This window comes from Candidatus Poriferisodalis sp., assembly GCF_965203655.1.
In the GTDB taxonomy this organism is placed as follows: Bacteria; Actinomycetota; Acidimicrobiia; order Acidimicrobiales; family Poriferisodalaceae; genus Poriferisodalis.
The window spans coordinates 44,355-69,028 of record NZ_CBDBDD010000004.1; the positions used below are offsets into that span (position 1 = coordinate 44,355).

26 protein-coding genes and 1 tRNA gene are annotated in these 24,674 nt (G+C 66.6%); 21 read left to right on the forward strand and 6 right to left on the reverse strand.

Going from position 1 to position 24,674, the window contains the following annotated elements; translation table 11 throughout:
- Positions 1 to 77: 77 nt before the first annotated feature.
- Together ACOGW9_RS02895 and ACOGW9_RS02900 are read right to left on the reverse strand one after the other, a co-directional pair.
- Entirely contained in the window at positions 78 to 1,253 is a 1,176-nt protein-coding gene (locus ACOGW9_RS02895) for a PP2C family protein-serine/threonine phosphatase (RefSeq protein ID WP_419908192.1), read from the reverse strand.
- 8 nt (positions 1,254 to 1,261) lie between these two features.
- Positions 1,262 to 1,597, reverse strand: a complete 336-nt coding sequence (locus ACOGW9_RS02900; protein WP_419908194.1) for an STAS domain-containing protein — start codon at positions 1,595 to 1,597, stop codon at positions 1,262 to 1,264.
- A gap of 176 nt (positions 1,598 to 1,773) precedes the next feature.
- On the opposite strand from ACOGW9_RS02900, the gene uvrC reads away from it, so the two are divergent.
- The 8 genes from uvrC (at position 1,774) to ACOGW9_RS02940 (ending at position 10,052) form a co-directional block, all read left to right on the forward strand.
- Positions 1,774 to 3,648 carry an excinuclease ABC subunit UvrC gene (gene uvrC / locus ACOGW9_RS02905; RefSeq protein WP_419908196.1) on the forward strand — a complete coding sequence of 625 codons (1,875 nt, stop codon included), beginning with the start codon at positions 1,774 to 1,776 and terminating at the stop codon, positions 3,646 to 3,648.
- 30 nt (positions 3,649 to 3,678) lie between these two features.
- Positions 3,679 to 4,605, forward strand: a complete 927-nt coding sequence (rapZ, locus tag ACOGW9_RS02910) for an RNase adapter RapZ (RefSeq protein WP_419908199.1) — start codon at positions 3,679 to 3,681, stop codon at positions 4,603 to 4,605.
- Positions 4,606 to 4,692: 87 nt separating this feature from the next.
- Positions 4,693 to 5,697 (forward strand): type I glyceraldehyde-3-phosphate dehydrogenase, encoded by a 1,005-nt coding sequence (gene gap, locus ACOGW9_RS02915; RefSeq protein ID WP_419908201.1) that lies wholly within the window; start codon positions 4,693 to 4,695, stop codon positions 5,695 to 5,697.
- Positions 5,698 to 5,720: 23 nt separating this feature from the next.
- Positions 5,721 to 6,881, forward strand: coding sequence for a phosphoglycerate kinase (locus ACOGW9_RS02920; protein ID WP_419908726.1), 1,161 nt, complete (start codon positions 5,721 to 5,723; stop codon positions 6,879 to 6,881).
- 20 nt (positions 6,882 to 6,901) lie between these two features.
- Positions 6,902 to 7,669, forward strand: a complete 768-nt coding sequence (gene tpiA, locus ACOGW9_RS02925) for a triose-phosphate isomerase (RefSeq protein WP_419908203.1) — start codon at positions 6,902 to 6,904, stop codon at positions 7,667 to 7,669.
- Positions 7,670 to 7,816: 147 nt separating this feature from the next.
- The gene (locus tag ACOGW9_RS02930; RefSeq protein WP_419908205.1) at positions 7,817 to 8,044 is read left to right on the forward strand and encodes a hypothetical protein; all 228 of its coding nucleotides are present in this window, start codon (positions 7,817 to 7,819) and stop codon (positions 8,042 to 8,044) included.
- On the forward strand, positions 8,044 to 8,433 hold the full coding sequence (locus ACOGW9_RS02935) for a helix-turn-helix domain-containing protein (protein WP_419908207.1): 390 nt from the start codon (positions 8,044 to 8,046) through the stop codon (positions 8,431 to 8,433). Before ACOGW9_RS02930 ends, ACOGW9_RS02935 begins: the two co-directional genes overlap by 1 nt.
- A 5-nt stretch (positions 8,434 to 8,438) precedes the next feature.
- Entirely contained in the window at positions 8,439 to 10,052 is a 1,614-nt protein-coding gene (locus ACOGW9_RS02940; RefSeq protein ID WP_419908209.1) for an AMP-binding protein, read from the forward strand.
- A gap of 6 nt (positions 10,053 to 10,058) precedes the next feature.
- Here the strand turns inward: ACOGW9_RS02940 and ACOGW9_RS02945 are convergent, their stop codons facing one another.
- Both ACOGW9_RS02945 and ACOGW9_RS02950 read right to left on the reverse strand, forming a co-directional pair.
- Positions 10,059 to 11,288 (reverse strand): alpha/beta hydrolase family protein, encoded by a 1,230-nt coding sequence (locus tag ACOGW9_RS02945; RefSeq protein ID WP_419908211.1) that lies wholly within the window; start codon positions 11,286 to 11,288, stop codon positions 10,059 to 10,061.
- 30 nt (positions 11,289 to 11,318) lie between these two features.
- Positions 11,319 to 11,927 (reverse strand): MarR family winged helix-turn-helix transcriptional regulator, encoded by a 609-nt coding sequence (locus ACOGW9_RS02950; protein ID WP_419908213.1) that lies wholly within the window; start codon positions 11,925 to 11,927, stop codon positions 11,319 to 11,321.
- A 252-nt stretch (positions 11,928 to 12,179) separates the two neighbouring features.
- Between ACOGW9_RS02950 and ACOGW9_RS02955 the strand changes: the two genes are divergently transcribed.
- From ACOGW9_RS02955 to ACOGW9_RS03005, 11 genes are all read left to right on the forward strand, one after another.
- Positions 12,180 to 12,554: a poly(R)-hydroxyalkanoic acid synthase subunit PhaE gene (locus tag ACOGW9_RS02955; protein ID WP_419908215.1), complete on the forward strand. Its 375-nt coding sequence runs from the start codon at positions 12,180 to 12,182 to the stop codon at positions 12,552 to 12,554.
- Between the two features lie 28 nt (positions 12,555 to 12,582).
- Entirely contained in the window at positions 12,583 to 13,743 is a 1,161-nt protein-coding gene (locus ACOGW9_RS02960) for an alpha/beta fold hydrolase (protein WP_419908217.1), read from the forward strand.
- Between the two features lie 39 nt (positions 13,744 to 13,782).
- On the forward strand, positions 13,783 to 14,793 hold the full coding sequence (locus tag ACOGW9_RS02965) for a patatin-like phospholipase family protein (protein WP_419908219.1): 1,011 nt from the start codon (positions 13,783 to 13,785) through the stop codon (positions 14,791 to 14,793).
- Positions 14,794 to 14,879: 86 nt separating this feature from the next.
- Positions 14,880 to 16,478, forward strand: coding sequence for a thioredoxin (locus ACOGW9_RS02970; RefSeq protein WP_419908221.1), 1,599 nt, complete (start codon positions 14,880 to 14,882; stop codon positions 16,476 to 16,478).
- Positions 16,479 to 16,542: 64 nt separating this feature from the next.
- Positions 16,543 to 16,770: a preprotein translocase subunit SecG gene (secG, locus tag ACOGW9_RS02975; RefSeq protein ID WP_419908728.1), complete on the forward strand. Its 228-nt coding sequence runs from the start codon at positions 16,543 to 16,545 to the stop codon at positions 16,768 to 16,770.
- A complete protein-coding gene (locus tag ACOGW9_RS02980; protein WP_419908223.1) occupies positions 16,770 to 17,606 on the forward strand; it encodes a TIGR03560 family F420-dependent LLM class oxidoreductase in 837 nt (278 codons plus the stop codon). Before secG ends, ACOGW9_RS02980 begins: the two co-directional genes overlap by 1 nt.
- A 90-nt stretch (positions 17,607 to 17,696) precedes the next feature.
- A tRNA-Leu gene (locus ACOGW9_RS02985) sits at positions 17,697 to 17,780 on the forward strand.
- 120 nt (positions 17,781 to 17,900) lie between these two features.
- The gene (locus ACOGW9_RS02990) at positions 17,901 to 18,176 is read left to right on the forward strand and encodes a hypothetical protein (protein ID WP_419908225.1); all 276 of its coding nucleotides are present in this window, start codon (positions 17,901 to 17,903) and stop codon (positions 18,174 to 18,176) included.
- Between the two features lie 107 nt (positions 18,177 to 18,283).
- Positions 18,284 to 18,730 carry a hypothetical protein gene (locus tag ACOGW9_RS02995; RefSeq protein WP_419908227.1) on the forward strand — a complete coding sequence of 149 codons (447 nt, stop codon included), beginning with the start codon at positions 18,284 to 18,286 and terminating at the stop codon, positions 18,728 to 18,730.
- 48 nt (positions 18,731 to 18,778) lie between these two features.
- Positions 18,779 to 18,946 carry a FitA-like ribbon-helix-helix domain-containing protein gene (locus ACOGW9_RS03000; RefSeq protein ID WP_419908229.1) on the forward strand — a complete coding sequence of 56 codons (168 nt, stop codon included), beginning with the start codon at positions 18,779 to 18,781 and terminating at the stop codon, positions 18,944 to 18,946.
- 69 nt (positions 18,947 to 19,015) lie between these two features.
- A complete protein-coding gene (locus tag ACOGW9_RS03005) occupies positions 19,016 to 19,930 on the forward strand; it encodes an LLM class F420-dependent oxidoreductase (protein WP_419908231.1) in 915 nt (304 codons plus the stop codon).
- Between the two features lie 64 nt (positions 19,931 to 19,994).
- Here ACOGW9_RS03005 and ACOGW9_RS03010 read toward each other — a convergent pair whose 3' ends face one another.
- Both ACOGW9_RS03010 and ACOGW9_RS03015 read right to left on the reverse strand, forming a co-directional pair.
- Positions 19,995 to 20,948 (reverse strand): hypothetical protein, encoded by a 954-nt coding sequence (locus tag ACOGW9_RS03010; RefSeq protein ID WP_419908233.1) that lies wholly within the window; start codon positions 20,946 to 20,948, stop codon positions 19,995 to 19,997.
- A complete protein-coding gene (locus ACOGW9_RS03015) occupies positions 20,935 to 21,561 on the reverse strand; it encodes an RNA polymerase sigma factor (protein WP_419908235.1) in 627 nt (208 codons plus the stop codon). Before ACOGW9_RS03015 ends, ACOGW9_RS03010 begins: the two co-directional genes overlap by 14 nt.
- Before the next feature lie 406 nt (positions 21,562 to 21,967).
- Here ACOGW9_RS03015 and ACOGW9_RS03020 point away from each other — a divergent pair, with 406 nt between their 5' ends.
- The gene (locus ACOGW9_RS03020) at positions 21,968 to 23,659 is read left to right on the forward strand and encodes an Eco57I restriction-modification methylase domain-containing protein (protein ID WP_419908237.1); all 1,692 of its coding nucleotides are present in this window, start codon (positions 21,968 to 21,970) and stop codon (positions 23,657 to 23,659) included.
- Positions 23,656 to 24,390, forward strand: a complete 735-nt coding sequence (locus ACOGW9_RS03025; protein ID WP_419908239.1) for a PaeR7I family type II restriction endonuclease — start codon at positions 23,656 to 23,658, stop codon at positions 24,388 to 24,390. The genes ACOGW9_RS03020 and ACOGW9_RS03025 overlap by 4 nt, the downstream gene beginning before the upstream one ends.
- Positions 24,391 to 24,674: the final 284 nt, after the last annotated feature.

The window sequence follows — 24,674 nt, forward strand, 5'->3', positions numbered from 1 at the left end:
CGTGGTGAGGGCTCGACGGCATGGTGCGGTGTCGAGGAGCTGATCAGTCCGAATCTCGACGCTACGAAGACCATGCCTCATGGTGTGGCACTCCGGTGCAGGGCCAGACAGGTGATGTCATCCGAGGCGGGGGCCTCCCCGGCGAACTCGTGGACGGCATCGAAGACGGCGGTCATGGCTTCATCGGCGCTCTTTGGCGCGTTGCCCTCGAAGAGCTGGAGAAGTCGAGCCGTGCCGAATTCCTCGTGCTCGACGTTCATGGCCTCGCTGACACCGTCGGTGTAGAGCAGCAGCGTCTCGCCCGGTGCGAGCGAGAACGTGTGCTCTTTCAGGTTGGCCCCGAACAGCTCCTCGGGCGCGACGCCCAGCGCGATGCCTCCCATGGCGGGCAATTGCTCAGCGCTTCCGTCGGCACGCACTACCACCGGCGGATCGTGGCCGGCGCTCGAATAGGTCACTTCGCCGCTGTGGGGGTCGTAGACCGCCATGATGACCGTCACGAACATGAGCGTCGGGTTGTCGGCCTGCAAGACCCGGTTTGCCTCGATGAGGGCTTCCCGCGGCGAGCCGGTACCGATCGCCGCACCTTTGAGTGCAGTCCGGCTCGACATCATGAACAGCGCCGCCGGTATGCCCTTGTCCGACACGTCTGCGACGGTTGCGAACATCCGATCGTTCGGGACGCCGACATAGTCGTAGAAGTCGCCGCCGACATTGCGGGCAGGCACCATGTTGGCGTTGATCTCGTACTTCGCTGTCGCCGGAAAATCCGATGGCAGGATCGACTGCTGGACGTTCGTGGCGATGTCGAGTTCGTTCTGGAGCGTGACCAGCTTGTCCCGCGAGGCCGTCGCCTCCCGCCACTGCCGAAGATGTTCGACGGTGCGGTCGATCGTGATCTGCAGATCGTCGAAGTCGACAGGCTTGGTGACGAAGTCGAAGGCACCGCGGTTCATCGCCGTGCGAATGTTGCCCATGTCGCCGTACGCGGAGATGATCACCGCTCGCAGGTCTTGATCCAGCGAGCTGAGCTGCGACAGCAGCGTGAGCCCATCCATCTGGGGCATGTTGATGTCAGACAGGACCAAGTCGATCGTGTCGTCGGCCCGCAGCTTCTCGAGTGCCTCCAAGCCGTTGCCGGCGAACTCGAACTGGTACTTGCCGCCGCGGATCTGACGCCTCATCCGCTGCAGGACGAGCGGCTCGAGGTCGGGCTCGTCGTCGACGACGAGGATGCGCCAGGGTTGGGACATCGGCGCGGCTAGGCCAGTTGCGCCTTCGCCTCGTCGAGCGTCCCGTATACCGTGATGATCTGATTGAAGCCGCTGATGCGGAACACTTCGTCGACCGATGCGGCAAGGGAGCAGACGGCGAACGGTGTCGAGCTTCCGCCGAGGCGCTGGGCGACCAGCAACAAGACGCGCAACCCGGCGCTGCTGATGTAATCGATTCCGCCCATGTCGAGGATGACGCGGCTGTCGTCGTCAGCAATGGCTGCGGCGAGCGCTTCGTGGAAGTCGGCGGAGTTTGATCCATCAACCCGGCCCGCGGGACTGATGACGTTGGTGCCCGAGTCCCGCTCCTGTGCGAGTTCCATATTGTGCAGCCTCCTGCGCAGCTACGAGATGCGGAATGACCGCACCATGCCAATCCCGAGGCATGCCAGAGCGGGCAGCTCAAGATCGGACCTTTCGACGGCGAAACTTACTACACGCCCTCGCAGTATCCACCTATCGGACCCACATATCGGGCTCGGCTCCTTAGTCTGCAAGTGTGGGCCTGCGTCCTGAGGGGGGATCGGTACCGGATGCACCGGGGAGCTACCAGTTCCTGGATTCGGACGGTCGCATCATCTACGTGGGCAAGGCCAAGAGCCTGAGGTCTCGCCTGAACAGCTACTTCGGCGACCCCGCTGGGCTGCACCATCGCACCGCGCAGATGATGGCCACGGCCGCCTCGGTCGAGTGGATTGAGGTGACCACCGAGGTCGAAGCGCTGATGCTCGAGTACAGCCTCATACAGCGGCATCAACCCAGGTTCAATGTCCGGCTGCGCGACGACAAGTCGTACCCGTTCTTGGCTGTGACGCTGGCAGACGAATGGCCGCGGGCGATGGTGATACGCGGACGGCGCAAGCGTGGCAACCGGTACTTCGGGCCCTACGGGCATGCCTACGCGATCCGTGAGACGCTCGACCTTCTGCTGCGCACCTTTCCGATCCGCACGTGCAGCGACAGCAAGCTCGCGACCCACGAGCGGCTCGGCCGGCCCTGCTTGCTGTACCACATCGAGCAGTGCGCCGGCCCGTGCGTGGGGGAGATCAGCCGGGAGGACTACGACCGCCTGGTGCGCGAGCTGGTGCGATTCCTCGAAGGCCACACCGATGAGGTGGTGAACGATCTCACCCAGCGCATGGCCGATGCGTCGACCGAGCTCGAGTTTGAGTTGGCTGCCCGGTTGCGCGACCGACTCGCCAGCGTCAAGCGAGCGATAGAGAAACAGCAGATCGCCGGAACTCGCAACGAGGATTTCGATGTCATCGGCATCGGTGACGACGAACTCGAAGCCGCCGTGCAGCTGTTCTTCGTGCGCAAGGGGCGGGTGATGGGCCAGCGAGGCTTCGTCGTGGACAAGGTGGAGGAGCTGGACGGACCGCAGCTCGTTGCCCGTGTGCTCTCGGGGCTGTATCACGACGAGAACCCGCTGGGTTGGCCCAAGGTGGTGCTCGTGCCGACGCTCCCGCCTGAGGTGGGGGTGTACGAGGAATGGCTGAGTTCTCAGCGGGGCTCTCGAGTGACGCTGCGGGTCCCGCAGCGCGGCGACAAGCGGGCGTTGATGGAGACCGCGAGCCACAACGCACGAGAGTCGTTGGCACGGCATCGACTGCGCCGGGGGGCAGATCACAACAGCCGGGCCCGCGCGCTGAACGAGCTGGCTGAGCACCTGGATCTGGCGACGCCGCCGTTGCGGATCGAGTGCTACGACATGAGCCACCTCCAGGGCACCAACTACGTGGGCTCGATGGTGGTGCTGGAGGACGGTCTGCCGCGTCGCAGCGAGTACCGGCACTTCCGGGTCCGCGATGTCGAGGGCAACGACGATTACGCGGCGATGGACGAGGTGCTCCGGCGGCGGCTGCGGAACTATCTGGCCGAGCGCGATCTGCCCGCCTCCGAGCAGGGCCGCTTCGCCTACCCGCCCCAGCTCCTGGTGGTCGACGGCGGCAAGGGGCAGTTGGGCGTCGCAGCGGGCGTGCTGGAAGAGCTAGGGCTGCGCTCCCAGATACCGGTGTGTGCGCTGGCGAAGCAGTTCGAGGAGGTGTTCGTGCCCGGTCGTTCGGACCCGGTGCGGATTCCCCGGCAGTCTGAAGCGCTGTACCTGCTGCAGCGGGTGCGCGACGAGAGTCACCGCTTTGCCGTGTCGTACCACCGCAAGCTGCGCAGCAAGGCCCTCAAGCGCGGTGTGCTCGACGGGATCTCGGGTCTCGGGGACAAGCGGCGGGTCCGCCTGGTGCGCGAGTTCGGCAGCGTCGGCGCTGTCAAGTCGGCGACGCTCGACGACCTGCAAGCTCTGAGCTGGCTGCCCAATGCAGTGGCTGAGGCGGTGTTTGCCGCCACCCACCCGGGGGAGGTCGAGACCGGCTCCTGAGTCGGGCGCCTCGCCCGTACCCTCGGCGGCATGGCTGGGGGACCAGAATTCGCGATTGTTGCGGGCTTGTCGGGTGCCGGCCGCTCGACGGCTGCGAACGCGCTCGAAGATCTGGGCTGGTTCGTCATCGACAACCTGCCGCCGCACTTGATCGGCGATGTGGCCGACATGGTTGCTTCGCCCCGAGCGCGGCTGCGTCGCGTGGCGCTGGTGGCCGGGACCCGGGAGTACCGGGAGGATCTGGTGACCGCGATCGAGCAGCTGCGCGAACTCAACGCCGCCGTGCGTGTCGTCTATCTCGATGCCCCGACTGAGGTGCTCGTGCGGCGCTACGACGACACACGCCGGCGGCACCCGCTGCACACCGGCGATCTGCCTGCTCTGGCCGAAGCGGGGGCCGATGCCGCAGCGTCGCCGAATGCCGAGCCCGTAGCGGATTCAGTCATCGATGCCATCGAGCTGGAACGCGAGCTGCTGGCCGATGTGCGCGACATGGCCGATGTGGTCATCGACACCGGCGACCTGAACGTCCATGAGCTGCGAGACCGGGTGCACGACGAGTTCGGCGCGACCGGCGACGAGCTCGGCATGCGCACAGCGGTCATGTCATTCGGCTACAAGCACGGCGTGCCGCGCGAGGCCGATCTTGTGTTCGACTGCCGGTTCCTGCCCAACCCGCACTGGGTGCCCGAGTTGCGTCCCTACACCGGGCTGCACCCGGGCGTGCGTGACTGGGTGCTCGGCCAGGGGGTGACCGCAGCATTCCTCGAGCACCTCATGCCAATGCTCGAATCGCTGCTCCCGTCCTACCGGTCCGAGGGCAAGTCGTACCTCACGATCGCGCTGGGCTGCACCGGCGGCAGGCACCGCAGCGTGGCGATTGCCGAGCAGGTGACCCGCCTGCTCGTCGAGCGGGGCCACGACCTTCACTGCCGCCACCGCGACATCGCCCGCTGAGCGCTGTTCTCCCGCTAGACAGCTAGCGACAGATCGAGTCGGGGCTGCCAGCCCGGCGGGCTCGCGGGACGAAGAGGACGGCAGCAGATGAGCGTGCGCGTGGGCGTCAACGGTTTCGGCCGGATCGGGCGCAACTTCTACCGGGCGGCCGACCGCCCCGGCAGCGACATCGAGATCGTGGCGGTCAACGACCTGGGCGACACCGCCACCATGGCCCACCTGCTCAAGTACGACTCGGTGCTCGGCAACCTGCCGAACGACATCGCCGCAACCGACGGCGGCATCTCGATCGACGGCTCGGTGCTGCCTGTGCTGTCCGAGCGCAACCCTGCGGACCTGCCCTGGGCTGACTACGGCGTCGACGTGGTGGTGGAGTCCACCGGCATCTTCACCTCTCGCGACAAGGCGGCGATGCATCTCGACGCCGGTGCACCGCTCGTAATCGTCTCCGCCCCGGCATCGGGTGCGGATGCCACGTTCGTCGTCGGCGTCAACGACGCCGATTTCGATCCTGTTAGCCACAAGGTCGTCTCGAACGCAAGCTGCACGACGAACTGCTTCGTGCCGATGGTGCAGGTGCTGGACCAGGCGTTCGGTGTGCAGCAGGGGCTGATGACCACCATCCACGCCTACACCGGCGACCAGTCGCTGGTGGACGGCCCCCATGGCGACCTGCGTCGTGCCCGGGCTGCAGCGGTCAACATCATCCCCACCTCGACCGGCGCAGCGCGGGCGACCGGTCTGGTGCTGCAGGCCATGGCCGGCAAGCTCGACGGCACGTCGCTGCGGGTGCCCATTCCGGACGGATCCATCACCGACTTCACCGCAGTGCTCGATGCAAGCCCCAGCACCGACGAGGTCAACGCGGCCTTTGCCCAGGCGGCTGCCGATGGGCCGCTGGCGGGCGTGCTCGACTACTCCACTGATCCCCTGGTCAGCGCGGACATCGTCGGCAACCCGGCGAGCTGCGTGTTCGACGCCGGGCTGACGATGGTGATGGGCAACATGGTGAAGGTCCTCGGCTGGTACGACAACGAGTGGGGCTACTCGAACCGGCTCGTCGACCTCGTGGGCATCGCCTGCAATCGATGAGCCTGCAGGCGAGCGGCGGCGCCCTGCCGACGCTGGAAGATCTCGAACAGCAGCTCGGCGGGCTCGACGGCCGCCGCATCCTCGTGCGCTGCGACTTCAACGTGCCGCTGCGCGAAGGTCCGGACGGTCGCCGTGAGATCGCCGACGACCTGCGCATCCGTGCGGCACTGCCGACGCTGTCGTGGCTGGCCGAACGGGGTGCGGCGGTCACGGCGTGCTCTCACCTGGGCAGACCTGCGGGAACTCCCGACGAGCGCTTCTCGCTCACTCCGGTAGCCGAACGGCTCGCCGCATCCGCGCCGGGCGTGGAGATGGTGGAGAACCTGCGCTTCCATGCGGGCGAGACTGCGAACGACGCTGCGTTCGCCGATGCCCTCGTTGCGGGTGAGATCGTGGTGCGCTTCGGCAACGGAACACAGCGAGCTCCCTTCGACGGCTATGTGAATGACGCCTTCGGTGCCAGCCACCGGGCTCACGCGTCCATCGTGGGACCTCCCCGGCATCTGCCGAGCGCAGCCGGCCGGCTGCTGGCCCGCGAGGTCGAGGTGATCGGCGGCCTGCGTGCTGATGCCCGGCGGCCGTTCGTGGCGGTGCTCGGGGGCGCGAAGATCAGCGACAAGCTCGGCGTCGTCGAGGCCCTTGCAGGGGTGGTCGACACGCTGGTCATCGGCGGAGGGATGTGCTTCACGTTCCTGGCTGCGATGGGTCACCAGGTCGGCGACTCGTTGTGCGAGCCCGACTTCATCGAGACCTGCGAGCGGCTGCTGGGGGGCGGCACCAGGATCGTCCTGCCCAGCGACATCACCGCTCTGGATGCCGGCGGCACCGTGCGCCAGATGGGCCGCACTCTGCCCGATGGGTGTCGTGGCCTCGATATCGGCCCCGGCTCGGCTGCGGAGTTCGACGACGTCATCGCAGATGCCCGCACCGTCTTCTGGAACGGCCCGATGGGATTGTTCGAGGACGAGCGATTCGCCGCCGGCACTCGCGCAGTTGCGCAGTCCATGGCTGATTCCCGCGCATTCGCCGTGGTCGGCGGGGGCGACAGCGCGGCGGCGGTGGCTCAATTCGGCCTGGTGCCCTACATGGATCACATCTCGACCGGGGGAGGGGCGGGGCTCGAGCTGATCGAGCATGGCGATCTGCCCGGTCTCGCTGCGCTGCGAGACTCGCCACAGCGCTGAGGCAGCAGGGGAGAGCGACGATGAGCCGAACGCCTTTGATCTCGGGCAACTGGAAGATGCACCTCAATCACCTCGAGGCCATCCAGCTGTGCCAGAAGCTCAGCTACGAGCTGGCCCGGCACCGTTACGACCGGGTCGAGATCAGCCTGCACCCGCCGTTCGTGGACCTGCGCTCGTGCCAGACCGTCATCGACGCCGATCGCCTCGAGTTCAAGCTCGGCGCCCAGAACTGCCACGACCAGGGCCAGGGCGCCTTCACCGGCGAGGTGTCGCCCGCGATGCTCGCCAAGCTGGACGTGAGCTATGTCATCGTCGGTCACAGCGAGCGCCGGGCCCTGTTCGGCGAAACCGACGAGTTCATCGCCGCAAAAGCAGCGGCCGTGGCCAAGGCAGGCATGACCCCCATCGTCTGCGTCGGCGAGACGCTCGACGACCGAGAAGCCGGCCGTGCCGCCGATGTGGTCACCACCCAGCTGCAGGGAAGCCTCGCCAAGCTGACCAAGGCCCACTTCGAGACCCTGGTCGTCGCCTACGAACCCGTCTGGGCCATCGGCACTGGCCGCAACGCCTCGCCCCAGGACGCCCAGGGCATGTGTGCCACCGTCCGCCAAGTAGTCGACGACATGCGCCGGGGAACCGGCCAGCACCTCCGCATTCAGTACGGCGGAAGCGTCAAGCCCGCCAACGCCCAAGAACTCCTCGCACAGCCCGACATAGACGGCGCCCTAGTAGGAGGCGCCTCCCTGGACCCAACCCAATTCGCCCGAATAGTCCAAGCCGCCCTGTAACAACAAGTTGCAAGTTGTTCCCGAAGTGGGTACTATTTCTAACAGCGCCGGTGACCCCCCTCCGGCGCTTCCCCCTTGAGTACCGGAGCAAGCCACATGGCCGTTCTTGATTCCATCCGCGAAGTGCAAGATCGCACCCTTGAACAGATGAAGACTGCCCAGGAGCAGTTCGTCTCGATGAACGAGCGCGTCGCCGAGGCATGGCTCGCTGCCGTGCCCGCAGTCGCCGGTCCGTTCGCGGAGTACCTGCCCAAGCCGACCGAGATGATCGACACCTACTTCGGCTTCCTGGGCCGGGTTCACGAGGCCAACAAGGACTGCGCCGCTCGCATCGCTGCAGCGTGGGAGCGGGCCAGCGAGGATGCCCAGGCCTGATGGCCGCTTCCGACGCTGACGCCGCAGACGCGGACGATCAGCCGTCGGCAAGCCCATTCCCGGGCTTTGACCAGCTCGGCGACTTCATCCGGGCTCAGCGCGAGCTGATGGAGTTGAGCCAGCGTCAGCTGGCCAAGATGGCGCGCCTGTCCAATCCGTACCTCAGCCAGATCGAGCGGGGGCTGCACGAGCCGTCCGTCCGGGTGCTCAAGGCACTTGCCGAGGCGCTCAACGTGCGGGCCGCCACCTTGCTGTCGTATGCGGGCCTGATGGACCGCGAGGACGTGCCCACTGTCGTCGAGGCCGTCCAGGCCGATCCCAATCTCACCGACGAGCAGAAGGCAGCCCTGCTGGGCGTGTACCGCAGCTTCGGCACCGGCGAAGCCTGAGCACAGTGAGCACAGCGACCCGTTCGAATGGCGTGTTCGAAGCAGGCGACCACCTGTGGAGTGTGGCCCTGCGCATGGGGGCTGCCGACGTTGCGCTGAACACGGCGCGGTGGTGGGCGTCGATCAGGTGGGGCACGGGCAGTGCCGCCGCAGTCACAGCCGCTGCGCTGCGGTTCGGCGGCCGCACTGCGGTCGTCGACGATGCTGGCTCCCTCGACTACCGCGCGCTCGATCGCGCTGCGACGAGCGTGGGAGCGAGGCTGCGAGCCGCGGCCATGAGGCCCGACGGCAGCCTGGGAGCGGTCGGCATCCTGTGCCGCAACCACCGCTGGTTCGTCACGGCGCTTGTCGCTGCGGAACGCGCCGGCTGCGACACCGTGTTGTTGTCGACCGCGCTGCCAGCCTCGAATCTTGCTGAGGTGTGTGCCCGCGACGGCATCGCGGCCATCGTCGCCGACAACGAGTTCGCCGACGTCATCGAGCAGGCGGGAACTTCGGCCGCCATCTTCATGGCGGACGGCGACGGCAAAAGCTCCATGGCCCGCATCGCAGCCGAGGGCCTGCCGTGCTCGCCGCCGACGCGGCGACCCAAGCTCGTGCTGCTCACTTCGGGGACCACCGGCGCGCCCAAGAGCGCTGTTCGGCCCCTGAAGACGACTCGCGTCGGCGGGACCGGCATGCTGCGGCGGGTTCCCTATCGCCTCGGCGATCGCTACTTCATCGCTTCGCCGCTGTTCCACGCATGGGGTCTCAGCCAGCTCGTCGTCGGCCTGGCCACTGCCAGCACGATCGAGATGCGGCGGCGCTTCGACGCCACAGAGGTCGGCCAGCTGATGTGCGAGCGGCGCTACGACGCGCTGGTGGTGGTGCCTTCGATGCTGCGTCGCATGCTGGATCTGGCGATCGAACCGCCGCAGCAGCAGCGACCCCGCATGGTGCTCAGCAGCGGCAACGTGCTCTCAGGAGATCTGGCCCGGGCGTGGATGGACCGTTACGGCGACTGCCTCTACAACGTCTACGGCTCGACGGAGACCGCCATCGGCACCATCGCCGACCCCGCCGATCTGCGGGCTGCTCCCGGCACCGTGGGTCGGCCGCCTGACGGCGTCATGCTCACGATTCTCGACGATGACGGGATGCCGGCGCCGCGGGGCACTGCGGGCTGGGTGCACCTCGCCAGCACAGCGCAGTTCCTCGGCTACACCGACGGCAGCGACGGCGATCGCGCCGGCACGCTCATGGCGACCGGCGACATCGGCAGCCTCGATGCTGATGGTCGGCTGCACATCTCGGGTCGTGCCAACGACATGATCGTGACCGGCGGCGAGAACGTCTTCCCCTCCGGCGTCGAGGAAGTGCTGGGCCGCCATCCCGGCGTCGAGGTGGCGGCCGTGGTGGGCGTGGACGATCCCGAGTTCGGCCAGCGTGTGTCGGCCTTCGTCGTCGAGCGCTCGCGCCGCCGGGTCGATCCGGACGAATTGCGATCGTGGGTCGCCGAGCGGCTGCCGAGCTTCATGGTTCCCCGCGACATCCACTTCGTGGATGCGCTGCCCATGACGACGACCGGCAAGGTCGTTCGGCACCGGCTGGCCGTGCTGGGACAGCCGGATCGCGTCTAGCGGCCCTCAGCGCGGCGGCGACGCCGGCTGCGGGCCGAACGTCTCGAGTGCTGCCCGATCGACATATCGGGTGACTTCGCGCTCGAAGGGGTAGGACAGGTGCGAGCCCTGGTACCACAGCATGTCGGGACGCTCCCAGTGCTCCCACAGCGTCTTGATGTTGCCGGGGCGCACCCAGCGGTCGAGCAGCCCGGCATAGATGTAGCGGCGCTCGCGCGGCACCAGGCACGGCAGCGACAGCGGCGACACCACCGAGAGGATCTGCTCGTACGGCTCCCATGACAGTCCCCACTGCTCGTAGAACGGGGGCAGCAGCGGCTCGACCTGCCGGCGGGTGCCGCGCGCCAGGTCGCTCTCGGGGACCCCGGCGATCACCGCCGCCAGGTCGTCTTCGAGCGCGGCGGTCATGGCTGCCATGTAGCCGCCCAGTGAGACGCCGGACACCGCGACGGCGGGCGCTTCGTGCTGGTCACGCACCCAGCCGATCACCCGGCGGATGTCCCACGCACCCTGTGCCACGGTGAACACGGTGTTCATGGCGCCGGCGTGGACGACTCGTGAGCCGCTCACGCCGATGGCCCGGGGGCCGTGCAGCGGGAGCACGACGGCGATCACGTTGAGTCCCCAGCGCCGGTGGAGGCGGTGCGCGTACAGCATCCACATGTCCAGCTCGGCCTCGCCGGTGCGGTAGCCGTTGACGGCCACGACCCACGGGCGGGGCTGGTCGGCGTGCTGCAGCATCCATGCGTGGGTGGTGCGGACCGGCCGGTAGTTCATCCAGCGGTCGCGGCCGGGCTCGCCGGGCCACGGCTCGAATTCGCTGCGGAAGCGGACGTGCCAGAAGTCGGCGTCGCCCGCTGAGGTGGCGCGCACGTCCACGCCGGTGTCGAGCGGCGGGGGAGTGCGGTGGTAGGCGGCGGGGTCGTCCAACCAGCCGCAGTCGGCATAGAGCCGGTGGGCCTCGGCCAGCTCCGAGCGCAGCCGCTGCCGGAACGATCCGTCGGGAATCCGCATGCGGGCCGTCGCCAGCTCCAACTGCAGCGCCCACTCGTCGATCATCCACTTCCACGCGGCTGAGGGGGACTGGCGCACCGCCGGCAGGTCGTCCTCGTTGTGGCCCCGGATCCACTCGGCTACCGACCCGGCTGCCCGGCAACCGGTGCGCAGCGGCGACCTCGGCCGGCGGCCCTCCGGCGGGCGGCTGCCTGCTTGAGCGTCGGTGGGAGCCGTGACCATTCGGTGTGAGATCTCCTCGGAGAGCGGGCGCTACAGCGCCCGGGCGTCGAGCCGTGCGAGAGCGGCGTCGGTCGACACGAGCATGCGTTCGAGCAAGTCTGCAAGAACCTCACGCTCGCCGGTGTCGAAGACGGTGAAGATCTCCTCGTAGATGCGATAGGCGCGGTCCACGAAGTACTGGTGGCGGGCTGCACCGAGGTCGGTCAGCTCTACCAGCACCTCTCGGTGATCGCGTTCGGCTCGTCGCTTGTAGACGAGTCCGTCTGTCTCGAGCCTGGTGACCGCACGGGTGACGGTGCTGGGTTCCACGTCCATGATGTCCGCGAGCGTCCTGATGGTTGCGGGCCCGTTGCCGGCGACGGCGTCGAGCGCACGGAATTGTCCCGGCTCGATGGACTGCGATCCGCCGCCGAGGACGTGACGACGCAGGCGTTCGACGGTGGGTCCCAGTCGAGCCGCGCGCCACAGCGCGGCGACCTTGTGATCGAGATCCCAGTCGTCACCCCAGTCGGCGGACGTCGGATCGCTGTGACGTCGCGCGTCGCGAACGCGAGGCAGTCCGAGGGTGCGACGAGTGCCGCTGTCAAGGGACTGCGCTGGGTCTCCCGCACCCTGCTGGTCCAGATCGATCATGTTCATCGGCTGTCTTCATAGCTTAGCCGATCCGCCCGCCTGCCGCCCGCAGGTCATTGCAGTGTGTCACACAATTTTCGTCGGTGAAACCTGTGTGTAGCAAGTTCGTAACCTCTATATGATTGCATAGCGTCATGCAATTGAGCAGCGGCTGAATCTGTCTCGGCGGCTGGTCAATTCGCGCCGGCAGGCGTCTCGTGCGCCGCCGGACCCCGTGACTGCAACCCGGACACCCCCCTTATTCCGGAGGAAATACACATGGCCAAGCAATGGCGTGAGATCTATAACGAATGGGAGAAGGCCGTAGCGCCCGGACTCGAGCAGTTCACAGCCTCGGACGGCTTCCGCGACTTCATGGCGGCGAGCGCCAAGGTCACCAGCGCGCTGACTGCCGAATTCGAGCGCGCCAGCCGGCGGTGGCTGCACTTCTGGAACCTGCCTGCGGCCACTGATGTGCGCAAGCTGCGCCAGCAGGTCGCCGCGGTAGATCGGGAGCTGAAGGGCCTGAAGAACCTCGTCTTCGAGGTGGCCACCGTTCCTCCCGTCGGCGACGAGCCGGCCACCAATGGCGCAGCGCAGCCGGCCCGGAAGGCGGCTGCCAAGAAGCCTGCCGCCGCTGTCGAAGTTTCCTGATCTACCCCCTCTCATTGAAGGAACATCCATGCCTGCAACCACGAAGATCAAGCCCAAGTCCGCCTCTGGCACTAATCGCGAATCGCCCGAGCGCGACACGCAGAAGTCCGACTCGCCCGACCTGTCCGACCTGTTCGCCCCCTACGCCGAGATGTGGGAGACCGGCATGCGGCGCTGGTGGAACCTGACCCGCCACGTCATGGGCATCGATCGTGCCCCCGTCGGCCAGACGCCCCGCGACGCGGTATGGAGCAACGGCAAGGCAGTGCTGTACCGCTACCGCAGCGAGAACCCCACGGTGCGCCCGCCGCTGCTGCTGGTGATGAGCCTGGTCAGCCGCTCGTTCATCTTGGATCTGCAGCCGGGCAACAGCTTCATCGAGCGGCTCGTGGCCGAGGGTTTCGACGTGTTCCTGCTCGACTGGGGCGTGCCCGACGAGGAAGAAGCCAACAACACCCTCGAGACCTACTGCGACGAGTTGCTGCCCCAGGCGGTGGCCAAGGTCAACCAGATGGGTGGCCACAATGGCGTCACCGTGTTCGGCTACTGCTACGGCGGCCTGCTGTCGCTGCTGTATGCGGCCGGTCATCCCGACGACCCGATCCGCAACCTTGTGGTGATGGCCACCCCCGTGGATTTCACCAAGATGCCCGCGGCCATGACCGGCGTGGGCGAGGGCGGCATCGATCCGGCACACCTGATGGACCACACGGGCAACGTGCCCGCCGAGGCTGTGCGGGCGTCGTTCACTCTGCTGACGCCGACTTCTGACCTCAGCACGGTCATGGACTTCTGGGAGCACCTCGACGACGACAAGTTCCTCAGCTCGTACCAGGCGATGACGTCGTGGACCCGCAATCACATCCCGTTCCCGGGCGCCACGATGATCCAGACCGTCGAGATGTTCAACGAGGGCAACGGCTTCGTGACCGGCGACCTGGTGCTCGGCGGTCGCAAGCTGGACCTCGCCGACATCACGGCGCCGTTCCTGAACGTGATCGCCGAGCGCGACCACATCGTGCCGCCCGAATCCACCTACGGCCTCGACGAGCTGGTCGGCTCCGACGACGCCACCGAGATGAGGCTGCCCGCCGGCCACGTCGGCCTCATCGTGGGCAACGGTGCCCGAAAGCGCTCGATCCCCTCGATGATCGGCTGGATGCTCGAGCACAGCGACGTCGAGAGCTAGTCGGCGCTGTCCGAGGCCGAGTCGGGGGCGCCGCAGCCCATGAGCGAGACAGCGACGCCCAGACGCACTCGGGCAGGCCGCAGCGTGGCGCTGGTGATGGGCTCCGGCGGCATTGTGGGCGGGGCCTTCCATGCCGGCGTGCTCAAAGCGCTCGAGGACACCTGGGCGATCGATGCTCGGGAGGTCGACCTGATCGTCGGTACCTCGGCCGGTTCGATCTCGGGGGCCCTGGTGGCTGCCGGGCTCAGTCCCAGCGATCTGTTCCGTCGCGAGACGCGCCAACCGCTCAGCCCCGACGGCGAGCGGCTGCTCGGCGCGGCACGGGCCCGGCGCGGCCCGAAGCGTCAGGCCACCGCCAGCTTCGGAGCGCCGATGGCACCGCACATCTGGATGCTCGCTGCGGCGATGCCAGGCCGGGTGGCGCCCGGCACTGCGCTGGCGTCGCTGCTGCCCCGTGGCGCCGTGCCGACATCGCACGTGGCCGACATGGTGCGCGGGCTGTTCGAAGGGGAGTGGCCGACAGGGCCAAGACTGCGCGTTCCGGTGGTGGATCTCGATGCCAGCCAACGCGTGGTCTTCGATGCCGACGGCCCGGCGACGCCTGCGGAGGCCGTCGCGGCGTCATGTGCCGTGCCGGCGGTCTTCGAACCGGTCGAGATCGACGGCACTGCGTACATCGATGCGGGAGTGCACTCGTCCGACAACCTCGATGTGCTGCGCGAGGAGTCCTACGACTTGGTCGTGGTGAGCTCCCCGATGGGCATCGCCGAGCTGCCGTCTGCGGCACGGCCGTGGACGATGCCGATTGCAGCGGCAATGGATTTCGGCGCGACGACACTGGGGTGGAGCGCACTGCGCTTCGCCAGCCGGATGGCCACCGAATGCGAACGACTGAGCTTGACGGACAGTGAGCGTGTGGAGATTGTCATGCCGGCATCGGACGACCTCGATGCCATGGGCAGCAACCTGCTCGACCCCCGCCGTCGGCCGGCTGTGGCTCTGCAGGCCTACGCCACGGCAAGCGAGCAGTTCGCGGCACACCCCCTGTAGCGACAGATTTCAACGCTTCCGCCGCCCGAGGCGACCCGGCGGCCGAGCCTGAGAATCCCGCTGCCGCTCGGACCTAGAGTCGCGGCGTGCCTGCAGAAACTGAACTGCCCTCGGGGGTGTCCGGCACCGGCCGGCCGACCCTGGCCGACGGGCTGGTGGCGTTCGTCAAGCGTGACTGCCCCACCTGCCGCGATGTCGAACCGGTGCTCGCCGAGCTCGTCGACCATGCCGTGCGCAGCGGCACTCGCCTGACGGTGTTCACCCAGGACGACCCCGAGTTCATGGCTGCGCTCGGCGGGCAGTCAGCCGAGGTCGTCCATGACCACGACCTGGCCGTGTCGTGGCACCACGAGATCGAGACCGTGCCGACGCTCATGGCCGTGATGGACGGCCGGGAGATGGCCCGCACCGTGGGCTGGGACCGCACAAGCTGGGAAGCGCTCAGCGGTGCTGACGATCTCGGCACCGAGCTGCCCGACATGCGACCGGGCTGCGGTTCGATGTCGGTGGACCCGCTGCTGGCCGACGAGCTGGCGCTGCGATTCGGCGCCACATCGTTCGCAAGCCGCAAGGTGGAGCTGGCATCGGCGGAAGATCCCGTCGAGGCGGCGTATGACCGCGGCTGGTCAGACGGATTGCCGGTGGTGCCGCCCACCGAGGCGCGTGTGGCCGCCATGCTGGCGGGAACCAGCCGGGCGCCCGAGGAGATCGTGGCCGTGGTGCCGCCGGCGCTGGCTGAATGCACGGTGGAGAAGGTGGCGGTCAACGCTGTCATGGCCGGCTGCAAGCCCGAGTACCTGCCAGTCGTGCTGGCCGCAGTCGAGGCCGCGTGCACCGACACGTTCAACATGCACGGACTGCTGTGCACGCTGTGGTTCTCGGGGCCGATCGTGATCGTGAACGGCCCCATCCGGAACCGCATCGGCATGAACACCGACAAGAACGCGCTCGGACAGGGCAACCGGGCCAACTCCACGATCGGCCGGGCCCTGCAGCTGGTGATCCGCAACGTCGGCGGTGGCAAGCCCGGCATCGGCGGCATCGACCGCTCGGCGCTCGGGTCGCCCTCGAAAGTGGGCTGGTGCTTCGCCGAGGACGAGGAGGGGCTGCCCGACGGCTGGCCCCCGCTGTCGGTGAGCCGCGGGTTCGAGCCCGGCCAGGACACGGTGACGCTGTTTGCCGGGCACGGCCCGATCGGCTGCATCGACCAGGTCTCCCGCACGCCCGGCTCGCTCATCCGCACGCTTGCGCAGCAGCTGTTGTGCGTCGGCAACCGCAAGCTGCCCACGGAGGCGATGGTGGTGATGACGCCCGAGCACATGTCGACGTTCGCCGACTCGGGCTGGACCAAGCAGCGCTTCTACGACGAGCTGGATCCGCTGCTGCAGATGGATCTGGACTTCGCGGTGTGCGGTGCGGGCGACATCTCCGAGGGCTTGCCGGAGGGCTTCGTGCAGCAGCTCCGGGGCGCTGATGTCGGGGGCAACCAGGACGGCTCGGTCGACGGCGGGCACGTGTTCGGCTCGGCCGAGGGTGCCGCCAGCGGCGGCTTGCGCAAGCTCCCGCCGTGGTCGCCCATGGTGGTACGGGCCGGCGGGGGAGCGGGCGGCTTCAGCGCCATCATCGAGGGCTGGGTACCCGGCGCCAAGGGCAGCACCCCGATCACCCATCCGATCACGCCGTAGCGACCTGCCCGATCCGGCGGCTCCTTCGGGGCGGGCGTGAGGCGCCGGTAACCTCAAGCCCGTGATGGTGTGGATCGTCGGAGCGGTACACCTGCTGTCGGCCTTCGGTCTGATCGGCTTGGTGCTGTTGCACAGCGGCCGTGGTGGCGGCGTGTCCGACATGTTCGGCGGCACCGTGGGCTCCACCGCTGCGGGCTCGACAGTGGCCGAGAAGAACCTGAGCCGCATCACGGTGGTGGTAGCAGTCTCGTTTGGCTTCACCACGCTGATACTCGGTCTATTGCTCGCCTGATGGGACGACACGCGATCAAGACCCCGCCGCACCACGCCGCCTGGCCGGAATACCTGACGCTCTGGCAGCTCGCTGACGAGATGGAGGTCATCGAGTCGGCGTGGAACTGGGACCACTTCTATCCGCTGGCACCGCCGTACGACGGCCCCAATCTCGAAGGCTGGACGATGCTGGCGGCGCTGGCCCAAGCGACCGAGCGGATCCGCATCGGCGCCATGGTCAACGGCATGCACCACCGTCACCCGGCGGTGACGGCCAACATGGCGGCAACGCTCGACCACATCTCCAACGGGCGCTTCGAGCTGGGGATGGGTGCCGGCTGGAACTTCATGGAGAGCGATGCGTACGGCATCGATCTCGGTCCGCTGCGCGACCGTTCCGACCGGCTCGAAGAGGGCATGGAGGTGATCGTCAAGCTGCTGACCGAGTCGATGACCACGCACAAGGGCCGCTTCTTCGAGCTGACTGATGCGTGGTGCGAGCCCAAGCCGGTGCAGGACCGCATCCCGATCGTCATCGGCGGGTCGGGCCGTGTGCGAACCCTGCGGACCGCGGCGAAGTACGCCGACCAGTGGGACATGCTCTTCCCAGACGACGTCGCCGCATGGCAGGAGCTCGACGGGGTGCTGCAGGCTCACTGCGAGCGTGTCGGCCGCGACCAGGCGGAGATCGACCGGTCGATCCACCTCAGCTTGGAGGCTGGAGACGTCGTGGGGGCCGTGGCAGGGGCGCAAGAGTTCTTCGATGCCGGTGTCGACATCGTCGTGTGGTCGTGGCGGGGCGAGCTTGACCCGGGCCGCCTGGACGCGCTCGCGACGGCGATCGACGAGGCCTGAGCGTTTCCGAATCTGCCGAAGAATTTGCCCGGCAGCGCTATGCTGATGCGCCCCGAAATGGCTGCCCACTGGCCGGTTTCGGGGCTCTCAGTCGGAGTGGCGGAATTGGCAGACGCGCTAGATTAAGGATCTAGTGCCCGAAAGGGTGTGGGGGTTCAAGTCCCCCCTCCGACACCCAGGAACCATGTCAGGGATTCCCAGAAGTTCCCAGGAGCACTAGTCAGAGCGAGTTGGTGTTCTCTGGGTTTTGCGGGATAGGGATGGATGTGACAGGGGTTCACTACGATTCGGGCTGTGACGGTGCGCCGCAATCCCTCTGGACGTCCGGCGGACACGCCTGATCACGTTTGGCGGCGTCAGATGGACGCCGTCCGCGCCCGCACAGTTCCGCAGCGGCTTGAGGAATGGCGTCAGCTCAACGAGGCGGGTGCGGTCATGGAGGAGAGGTCGGTGCGAATGCGCCACCCCGATTATGACGACAGCGAGGTCTTCTTGGGTCTTGTCGTTGCCCGCTATGGCCCTGAGCTCGCCGGCGAAGTCTGGCCTGAGTCGGTGGGAATCGAACCCTGATCGATCTCACCGCCGCGCTGGAGCGCACGGTCCATGCCCTTGAGTCTGCTGGCCTGGACTACGTCGTGGTCGGCTCAACAGCCGCGGCGGCGTGGGGGACGCCCCGGATGACTCGCGATGTGGACATCGTGGTCCTGCTGGTGCCCGATTCAGGCGAGGCGGTCCTCGAAGCGCTTCGGGGAAGCGAGGTCTACTTCCCGGAGTCGGAGGCTCGCCGGGCGGTCACCTCCGGAGGCACCTTCAACGTCCTTCATCCCCAAAGCGGCGGCAAGGTCGACATCTTCGCCGTTCCGTCGGAAGACGCGTTCACCCAGTCCCGCATTGCTCGGCGAGTCCGCGCTGAAGTTCTCGGGATAGAAACATGGATCGCCGCGCCCGAAGACGTCGTGTTGGCCAAGCTCCGGTGGCGCTTTGAGTCGCGCTCTGAGCTCCAATGGCGGGACTGCGTCGAAATCGCTGCCATCAACAATCTCGATGTCAGCTACATGCACCGATGGGCAGCCGAGCTGGGTGTCCAAGACGATCTGGCCGAACTGCTCGACGAACAGGCCTGATTCGTCACCATCCGAAATCTCGACGAGCGAGTCAAGAGGCGGCTGCGCGTGCGAGCGGCATCCAGCGGCTGCTCGATGGAGGAAGAGGCTCGTCGAATCCTCCGAGCAGTCCTGGAGGCCGATGCTGCGGCGAACGGCATGGCTGTCGTCACGCGAAATGAAGCAGATTTCGCGGGTGTCGGCGTCGACATCATCAATCCTTGGATGAACGACTAGCGACCCGTTGCGTCGACAGAGAGCCTGGCTAGGTTCGTTCGGGTTGGACGCGACAGTGTGGAGTGAGGCATGGGAGCGGCACAGCGAACTGCAGCGGCCATGGACGTGGGGGCGGTGTTCCCCCAGTGGGCCTTCGGGACAGACGCTTCTGAGATCCGGGACTACGCCCAGGGGATCGAAGGGTTGGGTTATGACTATCTGATCGCCTACGACCACGTCCTGGGTGTCGAAGCGACGCGGTGGGATGCTCCAGCCGGTGGTGGATTCGAGCGCCCCCCGTACACGGCTGACGACCGCTTCACCGAGGTTCTCACCTTGTTCAGTTTCCTCTCGGCCCACACGACATCGCTGACGCTGGCGACGAGCGTGGTGGTCCTCCCCCAGCGTCAGACTGCCCTCGTGGCCAAGCAGGCGGCGGCCATCGACATCTTCAGCGGCGGCCGCCTGCGCCTCGGGGTCGGCGTCGGGTGGAACCACTACGAGTATGAGGGCATGGGAATGCCCTTCGGGCGAAACGGCGCCATGCTCGAAGACCAGATAGCGGTCTTGCGTGCACTCTGGTCGCAGACCCTGGTCGACCACGAATCGGATCGGCACACGTTGGTCGGGACGGGGATCAATCCGCTACCGGAGCATCGGATACCGATCTGGGTCGGGTCCAACAACGGTGACGTGGCACTTCGTCGCACCGCTGCGCTGGCCGACGGTTGGATGGCACTCCTTATGCCGGATCAGAGTGTGGCCGAGGCGGTCGGCAGGCTGCGAGGATTCCTGGAGGAGGAAGGTCGGGACCCGGCGACGTTTCCCATCGAGGCTCGGATCATGCAACCGGTCGGCGAACCGGGCCCGTGGCTCGACCAGGTCGGGGAGCTGGAGACGTTGGGTATCACCCATCTGGTGGTCTTCTCGATGGACCACACCACCTCAGCTGGCTGGTGGATCGACTACTGCGGGCGAATCAAGGATCTTCTCCGTCGACGGTGAGACCCAAGTCGTGTGGTTGCCGCGCCCGGGTACCGGCGTAGTGGCCTGCAGTATTGCGACGGTTTCAGTTCGCCGGCGCAGTGATGGGCGGGGCCTGCCCGAAGCTGCCCCATTCGGTGACGACTCCGAACGAGCCGGTGCCCTCGATGACGGCGCCGTAGCTCACTCGGCGGATGAGGTTGTCGCTGTCCACCCACACGTCGAGTTGCACGCGTTCGGGTCCCGAGATCGGCGCCTGGTTCGCCGTCATCATGATCATGCCGAGCGACATCAGCATGCCGGCGCCCGCACCAGCGGGCGTCTCGTCGGTGCGGTAGTGCGCAACGGCGACCCCGTCGAGGTCTGTTTGGCCGAGATCGACGAAGTCGTAGAGATCCCCGAGATCGTCGATCGCCACGCCGAACGTCAGGTTGGACTCGATGGCTGAGCCCTGCGCCCCTTCTGACGCGACCGGCATGGGACCTTCCCATGGTGCATTCCCGACCGAGCGGTATGCCTGACCGTTGACGATGATTTCGGCGTAGGGGTCCATCTGCGGTATGCCCGCCCGCTCCATGGCGGGTCCCGGAGTGACCCGGTACTCGACGTCGGAGTCTGAGAAGGTCGCGTCGACGCTCACTACCCATGGTTCGGCGAAGTCGTCGAAGTCGAAGGTGACCGTCGTCGTTGAGATGGCTGAATTGCTCATGGCGATGGTGGCCTCGACCGCTTGGTGAACTGCGGCGGTCGCATCGCGGCCGGTGCCGGTGTCGTAGACGACAACTGTCGCCACAGCGACGAGGGCGAGCACCGCGGCAGCCGCCGCCGCACTCAGCCATCGCTGTCTCACACGCGAGCCAGAGCGGAGCTGGCGATCTGCCGCTCGGACCTGAAGCGGGCCGTCAGCGGTGTCTGCCAGGATCGTCTGCAGCAGGCGCGCGGGCCCCGGATCGGACCCAGCCTCGAGCGAATCGGCATCGACCGGGTCGGCCCACCGCAATTCGGCGAGCAGCTCGTCTTGGGAGTCAGTTCCTTTCACTGCAAGTTCCTCTCATGGCGCGGCGGGCCGCAGGCGCAGTCGCCTGCCCGTCTGGTGGTGCTTGTCGGGAATGGGGCAGTTCCCTCACGTTGGATTCGCCGGCCGTAGCGCCATCTGACCGGTGCAACTGGGCCGCGAGTCGTTTGCGCGCCCGATGGACCCGAATTGCCGAGGCATTGGCCGAGATGCCAAGGACCTGGCCGATCTCGCCATGGCTGAGCTCTTCCCAGGCCACCAGCATGAGCACTTCGCGATCGGCTTCGCGCAGCGAGTCGAGTGCTGTGCGCAGCATGCTCACACGGCTGTCCGCACTGGGCGTGACCGGGTCGACGACCTCTGGCGGGTGGACGATGCGCAGTCGCTGGTGCAGGAGCTCGCGGCGACGGCTCGAGCGAGTGGCGTTGCGGACCATGTTGCGGGCTACGCCGAACAGCCACAGTCGCTCCGAGCCGTCCGGTACTTCTTCGCGCCGACGCCACGCGGTCAGAAACGTCTCGGCGACTACCTCGTCAGCAGTAGTGGAGTCGACCCGGCGGCGGGCGAAGGCCAACACCGGCCGGTACGTCTCGGCATAGATGCCACGGAACCAGTTCTCATCACGGACGACGAGCATGCGGGCAACCATCATGGCTGTCATGTCCGCGTCGGCGCGACTCTTTCAGGACAGCGGACGCCGCAGCAGGCGCGGCGAGTTCCTCCGGCCCGGCGACCTCCCGATGGCGACCAACACGCGCACCAGTTCGTCTGTGGCGACCAAGCAAGCCAAGCCGCCGGCCGGAGGACGTGAACCCGGGGAACAGGGGGGAACCGGAGACTCAACCCCGCCTCTGACCTGCGGAAAGACAGTCCCCCTCCGACACCCAGCACCTTCCCAGAGTCCCCCACGCTTGGCGTGTGCTTGGGAGGCTGGGGATTGTTGTCACAGGGCTTCAGTACCGTGCCGCCGCATGGAAACACAGGGTTGTAGTTTGGACGTGACGGAGAAGGGCCGAGCGAGCCGGACTGCGCAACTGACGTTGATGGATATAGCGACAGAGAGGCCGGACTGGACGCGGGGCCTTGATGGGGAGCACGGCGAAGTGTTCACCCGCCCCTGGGTCGTTGAGCTGATCCTCGATCTGGTGGGCTACCGAGCTGACGAGGACCTTGGTGACGCGGCGATCGTCGAGCCATCGTGTGGGTGCGGAGCGTTCATCGCCCCGATCGTGGAACGACTCGCTGAGTCCTGCGAACGCCACGGCCGACAGCTGCGCGATATGGAAGGCGCTGTCCGGGCTTTTGATCTTCTCGAACACAATGCGGAGCAAACGCGCAAGGCGGTGATGGACAAGCTGCACGAATTGGGAGAGTCCGTCGAGATTGCCGAGCGACTGTCTGGGGAGTGGGTCCGGACCGACGACTTCCTCCTCACCGACCACCGAGGCTTCCAAGCGGACTTCGTCGTCGGCAATCCGCCATACATCCGCCTCGAGAATGTGCCGAGCGAGGTGAGCGACGCTTATCGCCGGGAACTGCCCACAATGCGCGGCCGGGCTGATGTGTTCGTCGGGTTCTTCGAGCGAGGTCTCTCGGTGCTGGCGCCGGACGGTCGGCTCGCGTTCATTTGCGCAGACCGCTGGATGCGGAATCAGTACGGCGGACGCCTCCGCTCACTCGTAGTTGACAACTACGCCATGGACAGCTTGGTGGTACTGCACGATGTCGATGTCTTTGAGGAGCCGGTAGCGGCGTATCCCGCTATCGCCGTAATACGCAAGGGCCCGCAGGGGCCTGCCCGGATCGTCGACACGTCAGCTTCATTCGGTGCCGCCGACTCCGAGCAGGTCGTGGCCTGGCTCTCTCACTCCGAGGCCGATCCGCCTCCGCCTAACGATTCCTTCGAGGTTGCGGAGCTGCCTACTTGGTTCTCCAGCGGGGCGCATTGGCCAGCAGGAGCGCCGAACGATCTGGAGCTGATCGCATACCTCGAAGAGCACTTCGCCCCGATCGAAGACCCGCGAACCGGAACCCGGGTCGGTATCGGTGTCGCGACCGGTTGTGATGATGTCTTCGTGACAGCCCAGGCGACGGGAATCGAATCCAGCCGGCTCCTGCCACTGCTGACCGCCGCAGATGTCGCAGGCGAACCTGCCTGGGGCGGCCGGTTCTTGGTCAACCCATGGGAGGGCGGCAGGCTCGTTGACCTAGCCGACTTCCCTGGCATGGCCAACTACCTCGAGTCACATGCCACGCGCCTCCGTGCCCGACACGTGGCAAAGCGGCAACCAGAGAAGTGGCATCGCACGATCGACAAGGTCGATCCGAATCTTCAGGCGCGTCCGAAGCTCTTGTTGCCGGACATGAAGGCCGCCGCTCACCCCGTGCTGGATCCGGGCAAGCACTACCCGCATCACAACTTGTACTTCGTGGTGTCCGACGAGTGGGATCTCGAAGTTCTTGGCGGACTCCTGCTCTCCGATGTCGCCAACCTGTTCGTCGGTGCGTACTGCGTGAAGATGCGCGGCGGCACCTACCGCTTTCAGGCCCAGTACCTGCGGAAGATTCGGGTACCGGACCCGAAGACGTTGTCGGAGCGCGTGTGCAACGACCTTCGGTCCGCGTTCCGGTCGCGGGACCGAGTGGCAGCCTCGGCTGCCGCGTGGCCGCTCTACGGGGTCGACCCCGTGAGCCGCAGGGTCCCGTTGGCGGCAGCACTCAAGGAGTCTTCATGACTCCTGTCGTGCCGGATTACGAAGAGGCGTTTGCCGCAGCCATTCAGGATTTCTGGACGATTAAGCACAGCCAGCAGGCGGCGGCCAATCTCGCAGGACGAAGCGACGGTGGCACTAGTGGTTCAGTCCGGGCCGGCAAACATATGGCCTCGTTCGAGCTGCTGATCCGGCAGGTGGTCGAGGATGCTGGCATCGAGCCCGATCCAGCCCCCAGCGGCACGCTGTACCTCCCGGGCTTCTACCGAGAGACAAAGTCCTGGGATGTTGTGCTCCAGTACCAAGGGCACGCTCTCGCCATCGTCGAGGCCAAGTCGCAGGGATCGAGCCTGGCGAACAACTTCAACAATCGCGTTGAGGAAGCCATCGGTCAGGCGGCAGACGTATGGAAATCTCACGAGCGTGGATTCCTGATCTCGGGCCTCAGGCCGTGGGTCGGCTATTTGATGATCGTTGAGGAGACGAGGAAAACCACCGATCCGAAGCATCTTCTTGGTGGGAAGGCGATCCCCCCGGGCATGAAGGTCGACCCGGAGTTCGACCAGATGAGCTACGCCGAGCGCTATGCCACAGCATTCAAGCGCCTAGACCAGGAACGGATGCTTGACGCTACGTGCGTAGCCATAACGAGCGGGCCCGAGTCGTACGAGTATCCAAACGAGTGGCTTTCCTTCAACGGCTTCGCTGCCCAGCTTTGGGGGCGTTGCCAACACGTGCTTGCAGTAGTCGGGTGAGGGTGATGGAATCGGGTGGCCGGTTCCGACCTACCCATCAGACCTCTCGCACACTGGGACTAAGTGTGCCGTTTCCTTGCTGTCCGCCACCCAACCCGCTGGCGCTCTCGCGTCGGCGGGATTGATTCTCGCGCTCTGCTCGCGATCAACGTCGACGGATTGTCGGGTCACTGCTCGGAGGTTCACCAAGGAGTTAAGGCCAGCTCGTTAGCCTACAAGCAGAGGCAAACTACAACGAGGCTCAAGGCGAGTCAAGCCAATTGATCGGAGAGCTCGTCGAACTC

Excerpts from the sequence above, each read along its gene's own strand:
- ACOGW9_RS03025 (WP_419908239.1), top strand. The coding sequence starts at position 23,656 with ATGACTCCTGTCGTGCCGGATTACGAAGAGGCGTTTGCCGCAGCCATT.
- secG (WP_419908728.1), top strand. The coding sequence starts at position 16,543 with ATGGTGTGGATCGTCGGAGCGGTACACCTGCTGTCGGCCTTCGGTCTG.
- ACOGW9_RS02960 (WP_419908217.1), top strand. The coding sequence starts at position 12,583 with ATGCCTGCAACCACGAAGATCAAGCCCAAGTCCGCCTCTGGCACTAAT.
- ACOGW9_RS02900 (WP_419908194.1), bottom strand. The coding sequence starts at position 1,597 with ATGGAACTCGCACAGGAGCGGGACTCGGGCACCAACGTCATCAGTCCC.
- ACOGW9_RS02980 (WP_419908223.1), top strand. The coding sequence starts at position 16,770 with ATGGGACGACACGCGATCAAGACCCCGCCGCACCACGCCGCCTGGCCG.
- ACOGW9_RS02945 (WP_419908211.1), bottom strand. The coding sequence starts at position 11,288 with ATGGTCACGGCTCCCACCGACGCTCAAGCAGGCAGCCGCCCGCCGGAG.
- ACOGW9_RS02965 (WP_419908219.1), top strand. The coding sequence starts at position 13,783 with ATGAGCGAGACAGCGACGCCCAGACGCACTCGGGCAGGCCGCAGCGTG.
- ACOGW9_RS03015 (WP_419908235.1), bottom strand. The coding sequence starts at position 21,561 with ATGCTCGTCGTCCGTGATGAGAACTGGTTCCGTGGCATCTATGCCGAG.
- gap (WP_419908201.1), top strand. The coding sequence starts at position 4,693 with ATGAGCGTGCGCGTGGGCGTCAACGGTTTCGGCCGGATCGGGCGCAAC.
- ACOGW9_RS02930 (WP_419908205.1), top strand. The coding sequence starts at position 7,817 with ATGAAGACTGCCCAGGAGCAGTTCGTCTCGATGAACGAGCGCGTCGCC.
- ACOGW9_RS03020 (WP_419908237.1), top strand. The coding sequence starts at position 21,968 with ATGGATATAGCGACAGAGAGGCCGGACTGGACGCGGGGCCTTGATGGG.
- tpiA (WP_419908203.1), top strand. The coding sequence starts at position 6,902 with ATGAGCCGAACGCCTTTGATCTCGGGCAACTGGAAGATGCACCTCAAT.
- ACOGW9_RS03005 (WP_419908231.1), top strand. The coding sequence starts at position 19,016 with ATGGGAGCGGCACAGCGAACTGCAGCGGCCATGGACGTGGGGGCGGTG.
- rapZ (WP_419908199.1), top strand. The coding sequence starts at position 3,679 with ATGGCTGGGGGACCAGAATTCGCGATTGTTGCGGGCTTGTCGGGTGCC.
- ACOGW9_RS02935 (WP_419908207.1), top strand. The coding sequence starts at position 8,044 with ATGGCCGCTTCCGACGCTGACGCCGCAGACGCGGACGATCAGCCGTCG.
- ACOGW9_RS02895 (WP_419908192.1), bottom strand. The coding sequence starts at position 1,253 with ATGTCCCAACCCTGGCGCATCCTCGTCGTCGACGACGAGCCCGACCTC.
- ACOGW9_RS02950 (WP_419908213.1), bottom strand. The coding sequence starts at position 11,927 with ATGAACATGATCGATCTGGACCAGCAGGGTGCGGGAGACCCAGCGCAG.
- ACOGW9_RS02955 (WP_419908215.1), top strand. The coding sequence starts at position 12,180 with ATGGCCAAGCAATGGCGTGAGATCTATAACGAATGGGAGAAGGCCGTA.
- ACOGW9_RS02995 (WP_419908227.1), top strand. The coding sequence starts at position 18,284 with ATGACTCGCGATGTGGACATCGTGGTCCTGCTGGTGCCCGATTCAGGC.